This is a genomic window from Reinekea thalattae (assembly GCF_008041945.1).
GTDB lineage: Bacteria > Pseudomonadota > Gammaproteobacteria > Pseudomonadales > Natronospirillaceae > Reinekea > Reinekea thalattae.
The window spans coordinates 1,762,802-1,784,589 of sequence record NZ_VKAD01000001.1 but is presented as its reverse complement, the minus strand read 5'-3'; the positions used below and the strand labels follow the sequence as shown (position 1 = coordinate 1,784,589).

General features: G+C 45.5%; 23 protein-coding genes. 16 read left to right on the top strand and 7 right to left on the bottom strand.

Annotated elements, in window-relative coordinates:
* Positions 1–5: 5 nt before the first annotated feature.
* From FME95_RS08090 to FME95_RS08065, 6 genes are all read left to right on the top strand, one after another.
* Positions 6–455: a response regulator gene (locus FME95_RS08090; protein ID WP_147713879.1), complete on the top strand. Its 450-nt coding sequence runs from the start codon at positions 6–8 to the stop codon at positions 453–455.
* A gap of 70 nt (positions 456–525) precedes the next feature.
* Positions 526–939: a hypothetical protein gene (locus FME95_RS08085; RefSeq protein WP_147713878.1), complete on the top strand. Its 414-nt coding sequence runs from the start codon at positions 526–528 to the stop codon at positions 937–939.
* Between the two features lie 19 nt (positions 940–958).
* The gene (gene modA / locus FME95_RS08080; RefSeq protein ID WP_147713877.1) at positions 959–1,720 is read left to right on the top strand and encodes a molybdate ABC transporter substrate-binding protein; all 762 of its coding nucleotides are present in this window, start codon (positions 959–961) and stop codon (positions 1,718–1,720) included.
* Positions 1,721–1,780: 60 nt separating this feature from the next.
* A complete protein-coding gene (modB, locus tag FME95_RS08075) occupies positions 1,781–2,455 on the top strand; it encodes a molybdate ABC transporter permease subunit (protein ID WP_147713876.1) in 675 nt (224 codons plus the stop codon).
* Positions 2,452–3,552: a molybdenum ABC transporter ATP-binding protein gene (gene modC / locus FME95_RS08070; RefSeq protein WP_147713875.1), complete on the top strand. Its 1,101-nt coding sequence runs from the start codon at positions 2,452–2,454 to the stop codon at positions 3,550–3,552. Before modB ends, modC begins: the two co-directional genes overlap by 4 nt.
* A gap of 210 nt (positions 3,553–3,762) precedes the next feature.
* Positions 3,763–4,383 carry a LysE family translocator gene (locus tag FME95_RS08065; protein WP_147713874.1) on the top strand — a complete coding sequence of 207 codons (621 nt, stop codon included), beginning with the start codon at positions 3,763–3,765 and terminating at the stop codon, positions 4,381–4,383.
* A 39-nt stretch (positions 4,384–4,422) separates the two neighbouring features.
* On the opposite strand, the gene FME95_RS08060 is transcribed toward FME95_RS08065, so the two are convergent.
* Positions 4,423–5,385 (bottom strand): GlxA family transcriptional regulator, encoded by a 963-nt coding sequence (locus FME95_RS08060; protein ID WP_147713873.1) that lies wholly within the window; start codon positions 5,383–5,385, stop codon positions 4,423–4,425.
* Positions 5,386–5,414: 29 nt separating this feature from the next.
* Complete coding sequence (gene iadA / locus FME95_RS08055) at positions 5,415–6,605, bottom strand: beta-aspartyl-peptidase (RefSeq protein WP_246109340.1); 1,191 nt, start codon at positions 6,603–6,605, stop codon at positions 5,415–5,417.
* On the opposite strand from iadA, the gene FME95_RS13630 reads away from it, so the two are divergent.
* From FME95_RS13630 to ribA, 7 genes are all read left to right on the top strand, one after another.
* On the top strand, positions 6,592–6,735 hold the full coding sequence (locus FME95_RS13630) for a hypothetical protein (protein ID WP_187265476.1): 144 nt from the start codon (positions 6,592–6,594) through the stop codon (positions 6,733–6,735). The two genes, iadA and FME95_RS13630, sit on opposite strands and share 14 nt — an antisense overlap.
* 123 nt (positions 6,736–6,858) lie before the next feature.
* A complete protein-coding gene (locus FME95_RS08050) occupies positions 6,859–7,710 on the top strand; it encodes a tetratricopeptide repeat protein (RefSeq protein ID WP_147713872.1) in 852 nt (283 codons plus the stop codon).
* Between the two features lie 100 nt (positions 7,711–7,810).
* The gene (ribD, locus tag FME95_RS08045; RefSeq protein WP_147713871.1) at positions 7,811–8,911 is read left to right on the top strand and encodes a bifunctional diaminohydroxyphosphoribosylaminopyrimidine deaminase/5-amino-6-(5-phosphoribosylamino)uracil reductase RibD; all 1,101 of its coding nucleotides are present in this window, start codon (positions 7,811–7,813) and stop codon (positions 8,909–8,911) included.
* Between the two features lie 19 nt (positions 8,912–8,930).
* Complete coding sequence (locus FME95_RS08040; protein WP_147713870.1) at positions 8,931–9,596, top strand: riboflavin synthase; 666 nt, start codon at positions 8,931–8,933, stop codon at positions 9,594–9,596.
* A gap of 116 nt (positions 9,597–9,712) precedes the next feature.
* Entirely contained in the window at positions 9,713–10,858 is a 1,146-nt protein-coding gene (ribBA, locus tag FME95_RS08035; protein WP_147713869.1) for a bifunctional 3,4-dihydroxy-2-butanone-4-phosphate synthase/GTP cyclohydrolase II, read from the top strand.
* Positions 10,859–10,924: 66 nt separating this feature from the next.
* Positions 10,925–11,392 (top strand): 6,7-dimethyl-8-ribityllumazine synthase, encoded by a 468-nt coding sequence (ribH, locus tag FME95_RS08030; RefSeq protein ID WP_147713868.1) that lies wholly within the window; start codon positions 10,925–10,927, stop codon positions 11,390–11,392.
* Positions 11,393–11,475: 83 nt separating this feature from the next.
* Positions 11,476–12,078, top strand: a complete 603-nt coding sequence (ribA, locus tag FME95_RS08025; protein ID WP_147713867.1) for a GTP cyclohydrolase II — start codon at positions 11,476–11,478, stop codon at positions 12,076–12,078.
* A gap of 10 nt (positions 12,079–12,088) precedes the next feature.
* Here the strand turns inward: ribA and FME95_RS08020 are convergent, their stop codons facing one another.
* From FME95_RS08020 to FME95_RS08010, 3 genes are all read right to left on the bottom strand, one after another.
* Entirely contained in the window at positions 12,089–12,841 is a 753-nt protein-coding gene (locus FME95_RS08020; protein WP_187265475.1) for a glycerophosphodiester phosphodiesterase family protein, read from the bottom strand.
* A 49-nt stretch (positions 12,842–12,890) separates the two neighbouring features.
* Positions 12,891–13,442: a GNAT family N-acetyltransferase gene (locus FME95_RS08015; RefSeq protein ID WP_147713865.1), complete on the bottom strand. Its 552-nt coding sequence runs from the start codon at positions 13,440–13,442 to the stop codon at positions 12,891–12,893.
* A gap of 81 nt (positions 13,443–13,523) precedes the next feature.
* Positions 13,524–14,408: a DMT family transporter gene (locus FME95_RS08010; protein ID WP_147713864.1), complete on the bottom strand. Its 885-nt coding sequence runs from the start codon at positions 14,406–14,408 to the stop codon at positions 13,524–13,526.
* A 394-nt stretch (positions 14,409–14,802) separates the two neighbouring features.
* Here FME95_RS08010 and adhE point away from each other — a divergent pair, with 394 nt between their 5' ends.
* Both adhE and dbpA read left to right on the top strand, forming a co-directional pair.
* Positions 14,803–17,481: a bifunctional acetaldehyde-CoA/alcohol dehydrogenase gene (gene adhE / locus FME95_RS08005; RefSeq protein ID WP_147713863.1), complete on the top strand. Its 2,679-nt coding sequence runs from the start codon at positions 14,803–14,805 to the stop codon at positions 17,479–17,481.
* Between the two features lie 397 nt (positions 17,482–17,878).
* The gene (gene dbpA, locus FME95_RS08000) at positions 17,879–19,261 is read left to right on the top strand and encodes an ATP-dependent RNA helicase DbpA (protein ID WP_147713862.1); all 1,383 of its coding nucleotides are present in this window, start codon (positions 17,879–17,881) and stop codon (positions 19,259–19,261) included.
* 27 nt (positions 19,262–19,288) lie between these two features.
* Here dbpA and FME95_RS07995 read toward each other — a convergent pair whose 3' ends face one another.
* Positions 19,289–20,677 carry a dihydrolipoyl dehydrogenase family protein gene (locus tag FME95_RS07995; RefSeq protein WP_147713861.1) on the bottom strand — a complete coding sequence of 463 codons (1,389 nt, stop codon included), beginning with the start codon at positions 20,675–20,677 and terminating at the stop codon, positions 19,289–19,291.
* 77 nt (positions 20,678–20,754) lie between these two features.
* The gene (locus tag FME95_RS07990; RefSeq protein ID WP_147713860.1) at positions 20,755–21,204 is read right to left on the bottom strand and encodes a DUF1499 domain-containing protein; all 450 of its coding nucleotides are present in this window, start codon (positions 21,202–21,204) and stop codon (positions 20,755–20,757) included.
* A 132-nt stretch (positions 21,205–21,336) separates the two neighbouring features.
* Between FME95_RS07990 and FME95_RS07985 the strand changes: the two genes are divergently transcribed.
* Positions 21,337–21,783: a MarR family winged helix-turn-helix transcriptional regulator gene (locus FME95_RS07985; protein WP_147713859.1), complete on the top strand. Its 447-nt coding sequence runs from the start codon at positions 21,337–21,339 to the stop codon at positions 21,781–21,783.
* Positions 21,784–21,788 lie beyond the last annotated feature (5 nt).

Genomic DNA, 21,788 nt, shown 5'->3' with positions numbered 1-21,788 from the left:
AACAAATGGAGAGTAGACGCGTGAAACCCATAGAGATTCTATTAGTTGAGGACAATCCGGGTGATGTCGTGCTTACCCAAGAGGCTTTCTCGGAAGCAAAAATTCTCAACAACCTTCAGGTCGTTAAAGATGGTGAAGAGGCTTTGCAGTATTTGTTCCGCGAAGGTGACTACCAGCAAGCTAAGCGACCCGAGTTAATCCTATTGGACTTAAATCTTCCTAAAGTCGACGGCCGACAAGTACTCGATAAAATAAAAAATAGCGATGTGCTTAAGCGCATACCGGTGGTGGTGTTGACCAGCTCACAAGCAGAAAAAGACATCGTAAAAACCTACGATCTGCATGCCAATAGCTATGTGGTTAAGCCGATTAATCTCAGTCAGTTTGTGGATGTGGTTAATGCTGTGGAGAATTTTTGGTTCTCTGTTGTTGCATTGCCGACATTGGATGAGTAATTGGCAGCTATGGCACACTGATCATTATGTTATAGTCAGTTCTTATATTACTGACAGTTGGCATAGGCTTATGTTTTTTAAAGGACGAAAGCTGCTGGATAGCAGCTTTATTTTTGTGAACCTGTTTTATTTAGCTACCTTTGCGACGGCTGGCTTGGAACAGGTTAATCAATCGATAATCAGCGGTATGTCTATTTTAGGCACGGATCTTGTAATCGCCTTAACTCAATACCAAGAAGTGATTGTGTCGGTGTTGTTGTTATTTTGGCTGTTCTGCTTTTTAAATATCTTCGTGTATTTCTTTGCAATAACTCGGCACATGAAAACCATTGGTCGTAATAAACTGCTTTGGTTGGCTGTTTCAATATTATTCGGCATCGTCGGAATTTGGATTTCGTACCTTGTCTCTTACTTCGCTAAATACAAAGAGCCTAAGTCAATGGAATTGACAGGCAATGATAAGTTCCCCAGCCAAACGATGTAACTGTTAAAAGGGGCAAGCGATGGGTTTTTTTTACTCCGTTTTGATCATACTGCTGCTATCGATGCAGGGTTTAAAGGCTGAAACTGTTCGCGTGGCTGTTGCCGCAAATTTCTATCTGCCGATGCAGCATATCAGTGCGCTATTTGAGGCGCAGACGAATCACGAGGTTGAGTTGTCAGCTGCCTCAACAGGCGCTCTCTATGCGCAAATTACGCAGGGTGCGCCGTACGATCTTTTTTTGGCTGCCGATCAACAGCGACCAGCCTTGTTAGAAAGCAAGCATTTAATAGTGGAGCAAAGTCGTTTTACTTACGCCAAGGGGCGATTGGTTTTTTGGTCGCCGAAAGCTGACGTTATCGATGCTCAAGCCAGTAAGTTGGTTAACGGTGAACTGCCGCTGATTGCTATCGCTAATCCGAAAACAGCGCCCTATGGTCAGGCGGCGGTCGAGGTGTTAACCAGGCTAGGCCTGCTTGAACAGTATCAAGGTAAGCTGGTTGAAGGGCAAAATTTATCGCAAACCTATCAATATTTGATTAGCGGAACGGTTCCGGCTGGGTTTTTGTCGCTTTCTCAGGTGCTTGAAGATGGCGATATTCCTTATGGCTCGGCTTGGCTGGTTCCCGAATCAATGTATCAACCGATCAAACAGGATGCGGTACTCTTAAAAGGCGGGCAAGTAAAAGGCGCACAAGCAAACGAAGCAGCTGAACAGCTTTGGCAATTTTTACAAACCGATCAGATCCGGCAGCTTATTCAAGACTTTGGTTATCAGCTGTAATAATCTATAACCTCATATTTATGCAGCGCGGCTAAATAAAGCCAGTAAAGGATATTGATCGTGTTAGATGTCGGCGTGATTTTTTTAACTATTAAATTGGCTGTTGTCGTCACTAGCCTGCTATTGCTTGTAGCGACGCCGATTGCTTGGTGGTTGTCGCAAACCCATTCAAAACTTAAATTGTTTGTCTCTTCGATTGTGGCACTGCCTCTGGTGTTACCTCCAACCGTTTTGGGTTTTTATCTACTGTTGTTGTTAGGCCCTAATGGTCCGATTGGCCAGCTAAGTCAGTTTTTGGGTTTAGGCTTGTTGCCGTTTAGTTTTGCGGGCATTGCAATCGCCTGCGCTTTACATTCGTTACCCTTTGTTGTGCAGCCATTGCAAAATGCTTTTGAGGCCATTGGTAAACGGCCTTTGGAGGTTGCCGCCACATTGCGTTCAGGGCCGTGGAATCGATTTTATTATGTTGTGTTGCCCTTGGCTCGGCCAGGTTTTTTAACTGCCATTGTGATGGGCTTTTGCCACACCATTGGCGAGTTTGGCGTCGTGCTGATGATTGGTGGCAATATTCCAGGCCGGACACGTGTGTTGTCGGTAGAAATATTTAACCGCGTAGAATCCTTAGAATATGCGCAAGCGCATTGGCTTGCTGCCGGTATGGTTGCGTTTTCTTTCATCGCGTTACTGGCGATTTACTTTGTTAATCAACGCATGGCGAATCGAGGCACCTTATGACGCAATTAGAATGTCGTTTTCAGGTCGACCGTGGTGATTTTTGCTTGGACGTTGAACTTAACTTGCCAAGCCATGGAGTGAGTGCGCTCTTTGGTCATTCTGGCTCAGGGAAAACCACCTGCTTACGTGCCATGGCCGGGCTAGAACGACTACCGAATAGCAACTTTTCTGTTGCCGGTGAAGTATGGCAAGACGAGGCGCGCGGTATTTTTATTCCGCCTCATAAGCGTCAAATCGGTTATGTATTTCAAGAAGCCAGTTTGTTTTCGCACTTGAGTGTGGAACAAAATTTACAGTTTGGATTATCCCGAGTCGCAGCGACATCGCGAACGGTCAACTACGATGAAGTGGTGTCTTTGTTAGGCATCGAAACAATGCTTAAGCGTTTTCCGGCAGCATTGTCCGGTGGTGAGCGACAGCGCGTAGCGATTGCGCGAGCACTACTGACTTCGCCAGCTTTGCTATTAATGGATGAGCCGTTATCGGCGCTGGATGCAAATCGCAAGCAAGATATTTTGCCGTATTTAGAGCGCCTTAATCAGCAACTTTCTATACCGGTGGTTTATGTCAGCCATGCTGCTGATGAAGTTGCTCGGTTGGCCGATTATTTGTGCATTCTTCGCCAAGGTTCGGTGATTGCCAGTGGCGATATCGGAGAGGTTTTGCTGGCACAAAAAAATAACGATCTGTTTATTGATGGCGCCAGCAGTTTATTAGAAGGCGAGGTGGTGGGTCAAAGTGCTAAAGATGGCTTAACCGAACTAGAGCTTTATCATGATCAGCACAGAGATGTTAAAACCTGTTTAAGGATTACTCATCGGCCGTTTGCAATCGGCTCGCGTCAACGTTGCCGCGTGTTTGCCAGTGACGTCAGTCTATGTTTATCAAAACCAACAGACAGCAGTATCTTAAATATTTTCCCAGCAAAGGTGCTGGCTATAGAGCCGGCAAGATTAAGCGCAGAAATGTTAGTGACGACTGAGCTAGCAAGTGGTCAAAAAATATTGGCGCAAATCAGCCGTTATTCATTGAACAGCTTGGCGATTGAAATCAATACAGAGTTATGGATTCAGCTAAAGTCGGTTGCTGTACTGTAATCGGCTAGTAAAGTTCAGCGGTTATAAAAGCTGCTTGGTTATAAAAATACAGTAGCTGTAAAATTTGAATAATTATAAAAATAAAACCTATAGCGATAGCTATCGAGTTAAAAAACAGGCTAAAAAATAAAGCATCGAGATTTGGTTTTGGAGTACCGAATGCATGCCATTAAGAAAAAATAATAAATATTAGGGTAAGGATGACACCCGATGAATGAATACATTATTGGCTTATTACTGACCTACGTCGCCGTACTGTTAGCACTTTTGACACCGGGCCCTAATTTGATGGGGATTCTGACAACCACACTTGAGCGTGGCCGAGCTGCGGGCACTTTGTTTGGTGTCGGCATTGCTATGGGTTCATTGACGTGGAGTATTTTAACGGTTGTCGGTTTAACGCATTTTATTGCCAGTTACGACTATGTGCTTTGGTTGATTAAGCTGCTAGGTGGCGCTTATCTTATTTATATTGGCTATAAAGTATTTAAAGCATCTAGCGAGCAGGAACAGATTAACGAGAGTTTACCAGCAAAGAAATTGAGCGAATTTTTTGTTTCCGGTTATCTGTTGATGATGACTAACCCTAAGTCAGCGTTTGGCTGGTTAGCCATTGCTTCGCTTTCAATTTATAAAGACTCACCTACTTGGGTTGCGGCATCGGTGATTGGCGGCACCTTTATTTTGTCGTTCATTACGCACAGTTCATTTGCGCTAGTTTTTTCCTGTTCTGGTTTTTTAAAGGTATACAACCGCTGCCGCCGTCCGTTACTGAAAGCCTCATCGCTAATCTATTGCTTGTTGGGCGTTAAATTATTGATGTTCAGTTAACGGCGCGCCGGTTAAAATTTTTTAACGATCATCCTATCGTTATAGGTTTTCAATTTTACCAACGGCGGAGTGTAAGCTTCTGTCTTCCGAAGGCGTCAGTCCATATTGGTTTCGGTAAGCAGTCGAAAAGTGAGCACCAGAAGAAAAACCACAACTTAAACCAATTTCTGCCAAGCTACGTTGACTGCTAAACAGCAGCGCACGTGCTTTTTCTAAACGCACTCTTAAATAATAGCGGCTAGGTACTGAATTGAGGTGCTTTTTAAACAGTCGTTCCAGCTGGCGGCGACTCATGGCGACGTGATAGGCAATGTCGTCGGTACTTAAGGGTTCTTCAATGTTATTTTCCATCAGCGTTAACGCTTCGGCTAATTTAGGTTGTTCCAGTTTTGTGCGCGCATTGAGCTGTTGATGAGAAATTGAGTCAGCGCTGCCTAGGCGCTCGTTAACAAAGTGTTTCGAAATTGCTTCTGCGGTTTCGGCACCGATCAGTTGGGCAATCCACATCAGCATGAGGTCTAAACTGGCGCTGCCACCACGGCAAGTGAGTCTGCCTCGATCGATACAGAATTGCTCTTGAGCCAGCAAAATTGCCTTGTGATTGACCATCAGTGATTCATAAGATAAGCAATGCACAACGGCGCGGTAGCCATCCAGCTGATCGGCATTGGCTAGGCTGTAACTGCCAGAGGCAAGACCGATTAATGTTTTTTGATGCTTTGATTTTAAGAATTCGGTGAGTGCTTGAGAGTCGGTGTGACGTGCTGGAGTTGTACCTGCGACTACCCAACAATCGGCTTCGGGTGCGTCGTCTAAGCAGTAATGAGTGTCTACCGAGTTACCTAGGCTAGACACTGTTTTGTGGTTTTTCAGCGAGACCGTAAAAAATTCGAAACTGCTCTCACCCATCAATTCATTGCACATCAGCAGCGGCTCCATTGCTGAGACATAACTCATGGATGAGTAATTGGGTAATAAAATAAAGCCAATAGACAGTGGCACGATTCACTCCGAAGTCAGGGGGATGATGTTTAACGTTGCGTTTCGAACATGCCTCGCCGGAGTAGTTTTTTATCTTTCATCATCCAATGGCCTTTTGCTATAACGCCATTTAGGCTAAGGCAATCAGGCTGCAATAACAATAGATCAGCATCGCGGCCTATTTCGATCTGGCCTTTGTTTTCTAGTTTCAGAATGCGAGCTGGGTTTTGGCTAACGGTTTTTAACGCGGTCGATAATTCAACGTTAAACTCTTTCACTGCGCGTACCAGCTGTTCATGTAGCGATGTCATTGAGCCAGTTTTAAGGCTGACCAATTCACCCTGATCATTAAATACTGGCAAGCTGGCGTGGCCATCGGTACTAAAGGTAATGCGGTCTTCATCGGCGCCGGCATCGAGCGCTATTTTTAATGCTTGAGCGCAGAGCACTTCACCGCGAGCTAAAATTTCTGGCGTCGTGCTGGCGGTAAAATCGATAGTGCCGCCCTGTTTGTTAAATTCTATGCCCTGCTCAAGCAGTTTGGCATTACGATTTATATGGGTCGGGTAGAAAGCGCTGAGTGGAATGGCGCTCTGTGCCGCGGCTTCAAACAATGGCGTTAGCATTTGCTGGTTACTGCCAGTGTGAATACTGACGATGCCCGCTTTGTTTGAGCACATGCCAGCCACGCGTGCTTGAGAAGCGAGGCGAGCCAGTTCTTGCCAAGTAATTTGGCTGCCGCGATGGTCGGCAATGGCAACTTCGCCAACGCCAATGCATTCGTCGATAAACATGATGTCCTGTTCGACAGATCCGGTTAGCGTGACAATTGGATAATGGTAATTGCCAGTATAAAAATAGCCCGATAAACCTTCTTCTTTTAAGGCTTTGATTTTGGCGAGTAATTCTTTATGTGTGCGGCATACGCCGTCGGTACCGAGCGCGCCGGTCACCGTGGTAACGCCACCGAGAATAGCGTCGGTCAGTTGCATTTCTGGTGTTCGAGTAGCAAAACCACCTTCACCGCCGCCTCCGGTTACATGCGTCAGGGTGTCGACAAACCCAGGGCATAAAATAGCCTGCTGGCAATCGTATTCTGTTACATCAAGGTTAGAATCCAGCTTAATCTGATCACTTATAGCAATTATTTTACCTGCGCTTAACAGGACATCCTTTGTGCCCAAAAACTTAGGTGCGTATAGTTGAGCATTTTTTAGCAGTAACAGCGTGGACATCGTCATCTTGGAATACCTTGAGAGCCTAAAGGGCGATGATAGCCAGCAAACCGTACTTAGCCAAGCCAATGTTGCTGTTGTCGATCGCGGTTTTTTGATGCTCGAAGGTTTGCTGCTATGGTTAACGGTCAAATGATGTCGCGGCTTTGTTGCGTTTTAACAAGGCTGTAAATTTACAGATGTAGGGGTAGTGCAAGTGTCAGGTTTTAATCTAATTCATAGCGTTGCGCGCGTATTGCTGGTGTGCGTTAGCTGTCTCATGTCGTTCGCGTTAGCTGCCGATGATGATGTTTCCGGTCAAGCTTACGACGATCAGGCAGTTGAATTGGCGGTCGATGAACTCGATGAAGCCATGTATTCACCATTTATTGAACGCTATATTTTGGATGACTTGCGCTCACTCCGAGTGCAGATGGCGGAACAGCGAAACGACCTACAACAGCAGATTCTTGATCGTGAGCATCAATCGGTTGACCGAGCGGTGACTTATGCAACAGATACCGTGACTTACTTTTTCTACCTGGTTGCAGCGGCGTCGTCGATTCTAGTGGCCGTTGGTTGGACCTCGATTCGGGATATTAAAGAGCGAGTTCATTCTTTTGCCAACACCGAAATTTCAAAACTGATTGAAGAATATGAAAGCCGATTACAGAGCTTAGAAAACCAGTTACGCGCTAAGTCAGTCGACATTGCCGCCAACAAAGAAGATTTAGAAACGGCGAAAGAAGTGCAGTCGCTATGGTTGAGAGCACAGCAAGAATTAACGCCGTCGAGTAAAATAGTGACTTACGATCAAATTCTATCGGTCAGCCCTGAAGATACCGAAGCGCTAACCTATAAAGCCGATGCCGTGTTGGAACTCAGTGAGCCTTTGTGGGCAATTAACCTTTGTAACCAAGCATTAGATATTGATCAGGAAAACTCACACGCGCATTACCAGTTGGGCTGTGCTTATACGCTGTTAGATCAATATGATGACGCGGTTAAAAGCCTGATCCGCTCGGTGGAAATTAATGCCAGCTATCGCGAAGAAATTTTTGAAGATGAAATCTTACAACCGCTGCATAATTACCAGCCGTTCAAAGACTATTTTGAAGATGTTGAGTCGTGAGCGTTGCAGCATGGGTGATCGTATGGTGATCACGTTTCGTATCAGAATAGGCGTTATAAGTTAGGGTGTTTCAAGTTAAGGTGTTACAAGTTAGAGAGCTATGGCAGCACAAACGAACGAAGTAGACAGCATTTGGATGCAGCGAGCATTGCAATTGGCTGAGCGCGGCTTATACAGCACATCACCGAACCCCAGAGTTGGCTGTGTCATTGTTGATGCCGACCAGCAGGTGGTCGGCGAAGGTTTTCATGAACGAGCCGGCGAGCCGCATGCAGAAGTAAACGCCTTGCGCCAAGCAGGCAATAAAGCTAAAGGCGCAACTGCCTATGTGACGTTAGAGCCATGCAGTCACTTTGGCCGCACACCACCCTGTTGCCAAGCGTTAATTAAAGCCGAAGTTCGGCGGGTTGTGTTTGCCATGCAAGACCCAAACAGCCTCGTCAGTGGTCGTGGCTTGCAGGCTTTGAAGGAGGCGGGTATTGAGGTCGCAGGGCCGGTTCTGGAACAGCAGGCCTATGCATTGAACGCTGGTTTTATTAAACGGATGACCGATAACCTGCCGCTTGTTCGAACCAAGTCAGCGATGAGTTTAGATGCCCGTACCGCAATGGCCAGTGGTGAGAGCCAATGGATAACAGGTGCTGATGCACGGCAAGATGTACAGCATTGGCGAGCTCGCAGCTGTGCTATTATCACCGGCGTTGATTCTGTGATTCAAGACGATCCTAAGATGACGGTGCGACTGGCCGATTGCCAGCGACAGCCGATCCGCATCATTGTCGATAGTCATGGGCGTACGCCAGCGCAGGCGGCAATTTTTGATCAACCTGGGCAGACGATTATCGCCACTACTGAGCAAGCGAAATTGGATGTCGCGTTGATACAGCGTGCCAGCGATGTTTGGCGCTTGCCGGAGAAAGACGGTCGCGTCGATCTGCATGCCTTGCAAGCTCAGCTAGCTGAGCAGCAATGTAACGAAGTGTTGGTAGAAGCCGGTGCTAGCCTTACCGGTAGTTATCTGATGGCAGGCTTGGTCGATGAAATGGTGGTCTATATGGCCGCTAAATTATTAGGTTCCAGCGCACGACCGTTATTTCAATTGCCATTTGAACGTATGTCGCAAGCCATTGATTTAACCATAACGCAGGTTGAGCCTGTTGGCTCGGATTGGCGTATTATCGCTACGCCAAATTTCAAATAATGATAAGCAGGTTGTTTGTATGTTTACAGGTATAGTGCAGGCCGTTGGTGAGATTGCCACTATTGAGCAACGCTCTGGCGATGTGCGTATACAGATTCGTTCACAAGCCATGCCTTGGGCAGATGTCCAACTAGGTGACTCAATCGCCACTAACGGTGTCTGTTTAACCGCAGTATCGCTGTTAAACGATGGCTTTGTTGCAGATGTTTCATTAGAAACGCTGGAATTTACCACCATTAAAGCGTGGCAGTCTGGAACCTTGGTGAACCTAGAGAAGGCGCTGATGCCAACAAGTCGGCTCGGCGGTCACATAGTCAGTGGTCATGTTGATGGCGTTGGTGAAGTTGTTGAGCGTTATCAGGACGCGCGATCGATACGTTTTGTAATAAAGGCTCCGGCAGCGTTGGCTAAATATATCGCCCATAAGGGCTCGATTACGATGGATGGCGCGAGCCTAACGGTGAATGCGGTCGACGGCGATGAGTTTCAACTCAATATAGTGCCTCATACCATCAGTGAAACGATTATTCAGCATTACAAGAAAGGTACACGCGTGAATTTAGAGGTAGATGTTATCGCGCGTTATTTAGAGCGGCTATTAATGGGTGATAAAGCTGCGCTGCAACAGGCTGATAGTTCAGCCTTAACCAGTGGCTTTTTAGCGCAGCACGGCTACCTAAAATAAGCTTATAAAGTAAGGTTTGTCGGTTAAGCCAGCTGCGCGATTAGGTGTATGTTAGGGCCAGTGACGATTAAATTAACGATTACACAATTCAATTTTTTACACAGTGAATTCATATTATGAGCATCATAAAAAAACATGACGATTCAGCGCCTAGGTCTGGACTGAACAGCGTCAGCGAAATTATCGACGATATTGCTCAAGGCAAAATGGTCATTCTGATGGATGATGAAGATCGCGAAAACGAAGGTGATCTGGTCATAGCGGCAGAAAAAGTCACTGCTGAACACATTAATTTTATGGCGCGCTATGCACGTGGCTTAATCTGCTTAACGCTGACCGAGCAGCGTTGTCGTCAGCTCGATTTATCGCTTATGGTTAGCGATAACGGTGCTGCTCATTCCACCAACTTTACCCTTTCTATCGAAGCCGCCGAAGGTGTGACGACTGGCATTTCTGCTGCCGATCGCGCCACGACCGTTTTGGCTGCGGTGGCTAAAGATGCCAAACCTGCTGACATTGTTCAGCCGGGCCATATATTTCCGTTAATGGCTCAGCCTTCAGGTGTGTTAAGCCGTGCTGGTCACACTGAAGCCGGTTGCGATTTAGCTCGTTTGGCAGGCCTAGAGCCAGCGTCGGTTATCGTTGAGATTATGAACGACGATGGCACCATGGCGCGTCGTCCAGAATTAGAAAAATTTGCCAAATTGCATGGCCTTAAGATGGGAACCATCGCCGATTTGATTCAATACCGGGCGCTGTATGAAAAAAATATCAGCCCAGTCAATGAACGCATGGTCGATACCGAGTTTGGTGAGTTTTGTTTAAAAACCTATTTTAACTCTGCCGAAAATGAGCACCACTTTGCGTTGGTTAAGGGTGATCTTCAGTTGGTTGAAGCGGTGCCAGTTCGAGTGCATGTCGGCTCTATTGCCAAAGATGTGTTTAGCTTAACCGCTGCCGAGCAAGGCCACTCAGGCTGGGGTTTTAAAGATGCTCTGGCGCGCGTGGCGCAAGAGTCTGTTGGCGTGGTGGTTTACATTGCCAGTGCCGAAACCTCTGCAGATATCGAACAAAGTATTGAGTCGTTGCTGTCTGGCCAGCAAGCGCCGAGCAATCCAAATGCCGCTTACAAGCAGATAGGTACAGGTTCGCAAATCCTGCAGCAGCTGGGTGTGAAGAAAATGCGCTTAATGAGTTCTGCTTTTAAGTTTAAGGCGTTATCGGCTTTTGACTTAGAAGTGGTTGAGTATTTGGAACGCTAGTCGTGTTGTTACGCTAGGCTAGCTAAACAGAATTTTAAATAGATGAATTAATAAGGGTAAATAAAGATGCCAATTAATGTAATTGAAGGTCAGCTTAATAATGTTCGTGGTAAGTACGCCATTATTGTTAGCCGTTGGAATAGCTTTGTTGTTGAGCACTTAAAAGAAGGCGCGCTAGATACGCTGAAGCGTCATGGCACGGCTGATGAAGATATAGAGATTGTTTATGTTCCAGGCGCGTTTGAATTTCCGGTTGTTGCACAAAAGCTCGCCGACACTAAAAAATACGATGCGGTCATTGCCTTAGGTGCTGTTATTCGCGGTGGTACACCACACTTTGATTATGTTGCTGGTGAATGTACTAAAGGCTTGGCTCAAGTTTCGTTGAATGCATCGATACCAGTAAGCTTTGGCGTGCTAACGGTCGACTCAATTGAACAAGCGATTGAACGTTCTGGCACAAAAGCAGGTAACAAGGGTGAAGAAGCGGCTATCACAGCATTAGAAATGGTCTCACTGATGCAGCAGCTTTAATAAAAGCGAATGTTATTTTCAAATTAAATGATTAAGCGACATGCTAAATTAGCGTCATTGCGAAGTAATAGATAGGAAGGTTTGTGGCTGTAAAATTTATAGAGTCTTGTAAGTTGCCGACGGTTATGGGCACTTTTGACATGCACGGTTTTGATGATAATGGTAAGGAACAGGTGGTTCTGACTTACGGTGATGTGAGTGGTGACGAACCTGTTTTAATCCGAATTCATTCCGAATGCTTAACTGGCGATGCCTTGTTCAGTTTAAAGTGCGACTGCGGCCCACAACTTGAAGCGGCAATGAAAAATATAGTCGAACAGGGCCGAGGCGCGATCCTCTATTTGCGCCAAGAAGGCAGAGGCATTGGCTTGCTCAATAAAATACGCGCCTACCACTTACAGGATTGTGGCTTAGATACCGTCGAAGCAAATGAAAAACTCGGCTTTGCTGCAGATATGCGTGAATACTCAATGCTTAGCACGATGCTTGAGCATGTCGGCATTAAAAAAGTGAAGGTGATGACCAACAATCCGAGAAAACTTGAAGCGCTAAAAGCAGCTGGTGTTGAGGTGGTTGAGCAGCTAACTCATATGGCGGGTTTGAACAGCCATAACAAAAAATACCTATCGGTGAAGTCGGATAAACTGGGGCACCTGATCACCCCAGATTTATTAACCGATGATTAGTCGTTAAGGTTTAATTGGATGAATGTGTAAGTACTGCAATCATGTCCTCTGCATGAGCCCGATCACAAAAAATACCACTGACGCCCCAGCTGAGTAACTGCGCAAATTTTTCTGCAGAATTTACCGTGTAGCAATAAAGAGGGTACTGCTCTTTTAGCTGCGCGGCCTGTTCTTGGGTTAAATGTTCTTGATCGCAATGGATCGAAACCGGTGCGATAAAGGCCAGTTCACTCGGTGTTTGGTCTGGAATTTTTTGTGCCAGAGCACCAATTTGAATATTCTGATCGAGTTTGCGCAGTTCAACCAGTGCCGCCATATCGAAGCTGGAAATTAAAAGATTTTCTGCTGTGATATGAAAATCAGAAAGGCATTGATATACCGCCTTAACTTGAAGTGACATATCGATATCTGGGTTGATCTTTATTTCTAGGTTTAGCCCTAAATTATGACCGATAACTAAGTCGAGCAACTCAGGCAAAAACAGTAGTGGCTCGCCGGTAAAATTGCTGTCAAACCAGCTGCCGGCATCGATGCTACTCAACTCTGATTTACCAATATCGACTAGCCGCGTTTCGGCTTGGCCAAATAAGCGAAGATCAGGGTCGTGCATAATGACTAAAGAGCCGTCGCCAGCCATTGTCACATCGATTTCTACCCAGCGAATGCCGTGTTTAGCGGCGGTCACAACACTGGACTTGGTATTTTCTGGTGCTAAGTCTGGCAGTCCGCGATGACCAATGAGGCTCGGCATAGGTTTGTTCATAAGGTGTGTCCTTTCGTTGTTATGAATACTTAGGTTTTTAACAAAATGCTTAGGTGCGTTTAACCCAATGAGCATTGGTTAGCGCGGTGAGTATATGGTCTTGCCAGATTCCATCTACCATTAAATAGTCTTTAGCATAGCCTTCTTTTATAAAACCGACCTTTTCTAATACTCGGCCACTGGCAAGGTTGTCTGGTCTAAAGTTCGCCATAATGCGATGCAGGTTTAAACCGTAAAAACCAAACTGAACAACTTCGGTGACGGCTTCTGTCATGTAGCCCTTGTTTTGTTGCTCCGCACTGAGATGGTAGCCTAAATAAGCAGCGTGGAATGCGCCACGAATAATATTGCTAAGGCCGCAAACGCCTATCAGTTGCTGCTGTAAAAATATAAAAAAACGAACCTCTTCTTCGTTGTATATATTTTCATACCACTGTTGGTAAACCGCTTCGACATCATTTCTTGTTTTAGGTGTAAAACCACCACTGCTGACTAAGTGACTATAGTTGTCCAAATAGTAGTGTTCGAGTGAACTAACATTGACGTCGTTAATGCCAACAAGGGTTAAGCGGTCAGTTTCTAATTTAAGAGACAGGGTCATGGCGGGGTTGCAACAATAAAGTTAATTGAATGACAGCTAATCTAATCAAAAAACAATTAAAAAGTAATAACTGATAAAAAATTATCGAACTTTAGTCGATTTTTGTGCGATAACCACGCCAGTAATAATAAGCGCTAGACCAAAAAAGGTTTTCAATTGCAGCGGCTCACCAAGAATTAGATGAATGAGAAATAGGCTGACAAATGGCGATAGAAAAATAAGTGATCCAATACGCGCCGTATTCTGAGTGTGATGCAATGCCAGCTGCCAAAATACGAAAGTAATGCCCATTTCAAACAGCCCAACGTAAAGTATGCTGAAAACGGCTTTTGCGTGCCAGATGATTGTGTTGCTACCAAATAGCATTGCTGCGGCGATTAAAATCGGACTCGCAATAAGAAAGCTTTGAAACAATGAGGTTAAAGCATCTTGAGAGTTTTTCGTGTTTAGCAGCCAATAGCTAGCCCATAACAGAGTCGAGATTAACGCCAAGCTCAAACCAACTATGTCCAATGTGCCGGTAACCTGTTGCCCCGCCATCGAAATGATTACCACGCCACCGTAGCCGATAGCTAAGCCGATTAGGCTATAGCCAGAAAGCTTCTGTTTTAACAGTGGTACGCTCAACAGCGCCAACGTAATTGCCCAGGTGTAATTTATTGGTTGAGCGACTTGAGCTGGCAAGCGACGATAAGCCTCAAATAAGATTAAGTAGTAGAAAATTGGGTTTATTAGGCCGAGCGCCAGCTGCATACGCCAATGGGTTTTTAGTGCCCGTATCGCATTGAGCAACTGCTTTTTCTGTAGTAACAGTAAGCTGAATGCGCATAACGAGACCGTGCTCGCGCCTGCTAATAGGTGAATAACATCAACCTGTTGTAGGGCAATTTTAAAAGCAGTGGCAACGGTAGACCAAAGCGCGACGGCAACTAAGGCATAAATAATGGCTCGGCGTTCAGACTTCATAGGCGTGATACTTCGTAGCAACAATGGAGCAAAAAAGGAGTCGTTATTTTTACACAGTTGTGGTGGCAGCGTACAAATAAATATGTTGCTAAGTTACAACAATGTTAAAAGTGAGATGTTTGGTCTAGGCGATTCTGTGATCGGTTTCGAGCTTTTCTTGGCTGGAAGCTAGGAATTCTGGCAAAAAATGACCCACGTCAATCGCTTGGTCTGTAGTTTTCTTACACTTTTGCTCAGTCATTCGAAGTCGAGTTGCAGCCTATTTTGCTGGTGGGACTCAAGCCTATTTAGTGTCACCAGCAAAATACACTACGCTAGTGAACATAAAAATAACAATTGCATAAGCAATCTAGCGTCGTCACTAAAGCTTTCAAAAATCTCGGAGACAATAAAAATGACACAAAAAAGTCAAACCCCCTTAGAGCAGTTGAACGCTATGGTTTCGCGTGTAAAAGCGGCGCAAGCTGAGTTTGCCAGCTTTACACAGGAACAGGTCGATAAAATATTTCGTGCCGCCTCTCTGGCTGCTAACCAAGCTCGTATACCGTTAGCACAGCAAGCTGTTGCCGAATCGGGAATGGGCATTGTTGAAGATAAGGTGATTAAAAATCACTTTGCGTCGGAGTTTATCTACAACAAATATAAAGACGAAAAAACCTGTGGTGTTCTAGAAGAAGATGAAAACCTAGGCACTATGACGATTGCTGAGCCGGTCGGTATTATTTGCGGTATTGTGCCGACAACCAACCCAACGTCGACAGCCATTTTTAAATCGTTAATCGCGCTAAAAACTCGTAATGCGATTATCTTTTCACCGCATCCTCGTGCTAAAAATTCAACCAACGACGCGGCTAAATTAGTACTCGAAGCTGCCGTTGCTGCCGGTGCTCCAAAAGATATTATCGGCTGGATTGAAGAGCCTTCGGTTGAGCTTTCTAATGCTCTAATGAAGCACCCTGATATTGCTTTGATTTTAGCAACCGGTGGCCCAGGCATGGTGAAGGCGGCTTACTCTTCTGGTAAACCAGCTATTGGTGTTGGCGCTGGTAATGTGCCGGTGGTGATTGATGAAACTGCTGATGTGAAACGCGCCGTTGCCTCGGTGTTAATGTCTAAAACCTTCGATAACGGCGTGGTCTGTGCTTCTGAGCAGGCGGTGATTGTTCATGATGATATCTATGATGAGGTGAAAGAACGTTTCGCCTCTCATAAAGCCTATGTGTTAACCAAAGCAGAAGCCGATAAGGTACGTAAAACCATCTTTATCGATGGTGCCTTAAACGCCAACATTGTTGGCCAGCCTGCGACAAAAATTGCAGAGATGGCCGGAGTTAAGGTGCCGACCGATACCAAAATTTTGGTTGGTGAAGGCAAGCGAGTGACTGCAGATGACGAATTCGCACATGAAAAATTATCGCCAGTATTAGGAATGTTCCGTGCGAAAGATTTTGAAGATGCCATTGATCAGGCCGTCGCGATGGTTGAGATTGGCGGCATCGGTCACACCTCTGGTTTGTATACTAACCAAGATATAAATGAAGATCGCATTCGTTACTTTGGCGATAAATTAAAAACCGCACGACTGTTGGTAAATATCCCAACGACTCACGGCGGCATTGGCGATCTGTATAACTTTAATGTTGCACCTTCACTCACCTTAGGCTGTGGTTCTTGGGGTGGTAATTCAATTTCTGAGAATGTTGGACCCAAACACCTAATCAATAAAAAGACCGTTGCTAAGAGGGCTGAAAACATGTTGTGGCATAAACTTCCTAAGTCTATCTATTTCCGCCGCGGCAGTTTACCGATTGCATTGGGTGATCTGGAAGGTAAAAAACGTGCCTTCTTAGTGACCGACCGTTTTCTATTTAACAGCGGCTATGCCGATGACATCGTCAGTTTATTAAAAGCTCAAGGTATGGAAGTTCAGGTGTTCTTCGATGTCGAAGCTGACCCAACCTTATCCGTTGTACGTAAAGGTGCGGACATGATGGCAAGCTTCCAGCCAGACGTCATTGTCGCCCTCGGTGGTGGTTCACCGATGGATGCTGCAAAAATTATGTGGGTAATGTATGAACACCCAGAGACGGCATTCGAAGAGTTGGCGATGCGTTTTATGGACATTCGCAAACGTATTTATAAATTCCCGAAAATGGGTAAAAAAGCCGAACTGGTTTGTATTACGACAACGTCTGGTACTGGCTCTGAAGTGACACCTTTTGCTGTAGTTACGGACGATAAAACCGGTGCTAAATATCCGTTAGCCGATTATGAACTAACACCACAGATGGCGATTGTAGATGCTAATCTAGTGATGAATATGCCGAAGTCGTTAACTGCTTTTGGTGGTTACGATGCAGTGACTCACGCACTTGAAGCCTATGTTTCAGTATTGGCGAATGAGTATTCTGATGGTCAGGCGCTGCAAGCATTGAAGATCTTAAAAGAGTATTTACCATCCAGTTATGCCAACGGCGCTGCTGACCCGATTGCGCGCGAAAAAGTGCACAATGCCGCAACGATTGCAGGTATTGCTTTTGCCAACGCATTCTTAGGTGTTTGTCATTCCATGGCGCATAAATTAGGAGCCGAGTTCCATTTGCCGCACGGTCTCTCTAACGCCTTATTAATTGCCAACGTGGTTCGTTATAACGCGAATGATAACCCAACCAAGCAAACCGCATTTTCGCAATACGACCGTCCACAGGCACGTCGCCGTTATGCTGAAGTGGCTGAGCATTTAGGTTTGGTGCAACCGGGTGACCGAACCGCCCAAAAAATTGAGCGGCTACTGGCTTGGTTAGAAGAGTTGAAAGACCAGCTCGACATTCCTAAATCTATTAAAGAAGCAGGCGTGCCAGAAGCAGACTTTATGGCCAAACTCGATGAGCTTTCGGTTGATGCCTTTGATGACCAATGCACCGGTGCAAACCCTCGCTATCCATTAATATCGGAATTGCGAGAAGTCTTGCTCGATTCGTATCATGGTCAGGCTTATGTCGAAGGTGAAACCTTTGAAGGCACTACCGTGATTAAGAAGAAAGCGGATCAAAAACCTGCCGAGAAAAAATAACGGTTCGAATATTTCGGTATTTTAAATGATGAATAAGCCTGCATTTGCAGGCTTTTTTTATGTCTGGTTGTTAATAAAAAACTTTATATTTATCGATCGGTGGTCATCATTCCGCCGCAGCTTTAATTGCTAAGCTCGGTTTACCATTGCTATGAACAAGCATACAATCCGAGTCGCTTCGACGATGAGTGGATTTTGGTTAATGCGTCGATGCCCGCTGTGGTTGGTTAAGACGGTTTGGTGGGACAAAGGTATCTATACTATTCATACTGCTCATACTATTTATGCTACCCATATTAGTCATGCAATGGCTCGATCCAAAATTACACCCAATAATGATACAGATGCCAGAAGCCGCGGTATCATCGATACAGTTTTAATAAGGAACACCTAATTCGTGAGCACATTTGATCAGCTTAACCTTAAACCAGAGCTTAAAAAAAACTTAGTTACGTTAGGCTTTACCGACTTCACGCCGATTCAGAAAGAAAGCTTGCCCTATGTGTTAGAAGGCAAGGACATCATTGCGCAAGCGAAAACAGGCTCGGGTAAAACCGTTGCCTTTGGTTTGGCATTATTACAAAACTTAGATGTCTCAAACTTTCGCATACAGGCGCTGGTGATGTGCCCTACTCGTGAGTTGGCCGATCAGGTTGCTCAAGAAATACGTAAGCTTGCCCGTTTGATTCACAACATCAAAGTACTGACTTTGTGTGGCGGAATGCCTTTTGGGCCACAGATTGGTTCATTAGAGCATGGTGCTCATATTGTCGTCGGAACGCCGGGTCGTATTGAAGAGCACTTAAGAAAAGGTACGTTAAAAACTTCGGATATTCGCACGCTGGTGTTGGATGAAGCAGATCGTATGCTCGATATGGGCTTTCAGGAAACACTTGATACCATTGTGGCGCAACTGCCTACAAAGCGTCAGTCGTTGATGTTTAGTGCAACCTATCCAGAGCAAATTGAAAAAATTGCCCAGCGCGTGCTGAGTAAGCCAGAGCGTATTAAAGTTGAATCGGTTCAAACCGCGCCATCGATTGAGCAAAAATTTTATCGAGTCGAACAACACGAGCAACGGTTTGTGTTGCTGATGCGATTGTTAGCCAGTGATCAGCCTGAGTCTGCAATCGTGTTTTGTAATACCAAACGTGATGTTGATGAAGTAGTCGATGAAATCAAAGCGCGTGGTTATAGCGCTATTGCATTACATGGCGATATGGATCAGCGGCAACGAAGTGAAGCCTTGATTCGTTTTGCTAATCACAGTGTCTCGATTTTAGTGGCGACTGATGTAGCCGCTCGCGGCTTAGATATACAATCACTCGATGCGGTGTTTAATTTCCAATTGGCACGAGACCCTGAAGTTCATACCCACCGGATTGGCCGAACAGGTAGAGCTGGCGAAAGCGGCGTTGCCTATACATTTTTTAATGATAAGGACGGCCATCGATTACTCGATTTGGCGTTGGATCAAGACCCGATTGCACAGCCTACGCTATGGCCAGAAAGCCATTACGACGACATCCCTGCTTATCAGCCAAGCATGGTGACGTTGCAAATCGACGGTGGTAAAAAACAAAAAGTAAGGCCGGGTGATATTGTCGGTGCGTTAACTAACGGTGAAGGCATTGCCGGAGATGACGTTGGAAAAATTGCCGTGCAGGATAATAGCGCTTACTTTGCGGTGAAACGACAACAGTTGAAAACGGCTTTAGCTAAGATAAGCCAAGGTAAAGTTAAAGGGCGCAGCTTTCGCGTGCGCCATATTCGAGGTTAGTGCCTAACGCTAGGCTGGCCCAAGCTGCTATTTGTTCTTACGGAATAGTTTAACAATCGGTAAGTTTAATAGGTTGTCGATAAATACTTGCTGGGCTATTTGTCGTAAAGCATCAGCGTAGGTTGGATACGGGTGAATGACACCCTGTAATTTTGCGAAGTTGATGCCTAGCGTTTTAATGGTTTGCACTTCTGCAATTAACTCACCCGCGCGATCGGCAATAATGTGCGCGCCAAGTACACGGCCTTTTTGATTGGTAATCAATTTAATCTGGCCGTGATCCCCTTCTTTGGTTTGCGCGCGATCGAGTTTGTTAAAGTCGTAATGATAAACGCGTACGTTATTACCGTAGAGATCGCGAGCTTCAGCTTCGGTTAAACCTGCACGGGCAAATTCAGGATCAGTAAAGGTGGCCCAACTGACGTGCTGGTAATTTACTTTTCGTTTAATTGGTAATAGCGCGTTCATGGTGGCAATTTTGCCTTGGTAGTTCGCCATGTGGCTTAATAGATATGGACCTGCGACATCGCCACAAGCGTAGACGCCTTTAGCTGTCGTTTGTAAGCCTGCATCGACAACGATATGACGATCCGTTTTAATGCCCACCGCGTCTAAGTTCATGCCTTGAATATTTGGCGATCGGCCAAGCGCGACCAATATAGTCTCCGCTTCTAGGGTGCTGTGTTGGCCATCTTTTTCAACACTGAGCAGAATGCCTTGGTCGGTTTTTTCAACGCCGACAGCCTTGGTGCCAATGTGGAACTCAATACCTTCAGCAGTTAATTTTTCTCGAATCACCTTACTGAATTCTGGCTCTTCTCGGAACATCACTTCTGGCATCATTTCAACCACGGTGACTTTCACACCTAGGCGATTCATTGATTGAGAAAGCTCCATGCCAATCGCACCAGCGCCTAAAACAATGATTGATTTCGGTAATTGCGTTTGTTCAAAAAAGTTTTCGTTGGTTAGATAGGGGACGGAATCCAAACCTGGAATAGCCGGTACCATCGGTGAAGAACCCGTCGCAATGATGACTTTTTTGGCAGTGTAGGTTTTATCGCCAACACGAATGTTATTGCTAGATTCAAAAACCGCCTGCCCTTGTACAAATACCGCTCCGGCTTTTTCCAGCACCTCTGGTGTTTCATGCTGGTAAATGCCTTCTCGAATCGCGCGAACCTTGTTCAGTACTTGCGCGGTGTCGACGGTTACATCGGCATACTTTTTGGCGGTATAAATATCTTTAGCCTGATTGATTAAACCTTTACTCGGAACACAGCCAGACCATGTACATTCGCCACCGCTTTTGTATTTTTCGATGATCAATACCGACTTGCCAAAGCCCAGTGCAGTGAATGCCGAGGTTAGGCCTGCAGCACCGGATCCAATTACGATAAGGTCGAATTTTTCCATGTTATTTCCATTGTTATTAGTGAGTAAAGGTTATGAGTTTGACTGACTAAATTTTCAGTATAGTCGGATAATTTGACCTACAGACTTGAGTAAAGTTCAGCTAGCTCCTCATAACGTTTACGATTGAGTCCCATATCTGAATAACCCGCGCGACTGGCAGAGCGGAAATGAACAACACCCTTTGCTTCGTCAATCCAGAATTCTGCGTCATCGTGATATTTCATACGGGCGGTAGTAAAAATGACATAGAGGTAGTTGCCTGTCTCTGTCTCAATGTTCGCGCCGCCGTAGCTTTCAACCGCTGACTTTAATGCTTGCATGGTTTCTTCTATTGAGCCCTTCATCGCTAATGGCTCGACTCTTTTGGCTTCATCGACCGCCTGAGTGGAGACGTTGTTAGGCTTTTTGCTGACTGGCTTAAGTTGTCCGTTTTCTACACCCAATGTTGGTGTTTGGTTGTTCTGCATATAGATACGTAGCGCATTCAACGCGATGAATGCGACCAGTACGATGACGATAATGCTCATAATCTTAGTTCCTTTCATAAGAGGGTCTCAAAATAGGGTTATTAATAAAGTTTGTGCGCAAAATAATGGGCGAAGCTGGTTGACCTGTCAATGCTTTGCGCGCAAAATAATGTCAAAAATAGTGGAATGCTTATGGATACGCCAAAACAGTTAAAGCTAGAGAATCAGATTTGCCACTCGATTTACTCTGCCGCCAATGCTTTAGTTCGCTCTTACCGGCCTTTGCTTGAGGCTTTAGAGCTAACTTATCCGCAGTATTTGGTGATGCTGTCGTTATGGCAGCAAGACGATGTCATCATTAAGGATTTAGTTGAGCATACTCGATTCGATGCGGGAACTTTGACACCGATGTTGGCGCGCTTGGAGTCGAAAGGTTTGATTCAGCGACACAAATCGGCCAGCGATTCGCGGCAAAAGCGCTTGTTGTTGACTGCTGAGGGGCAAGCCTTGCGTGAGAAGGCCGCCTCTATTCCTGAGGCTCTGGCTTGCCGGGTGAATATGGAAGTAGACGAAGCTCGCCAGCTGAAGCAGTTGACGGAAAAGCTTTATCGAACTCTGACAGATTTAGCGGCGGATTAATGCTT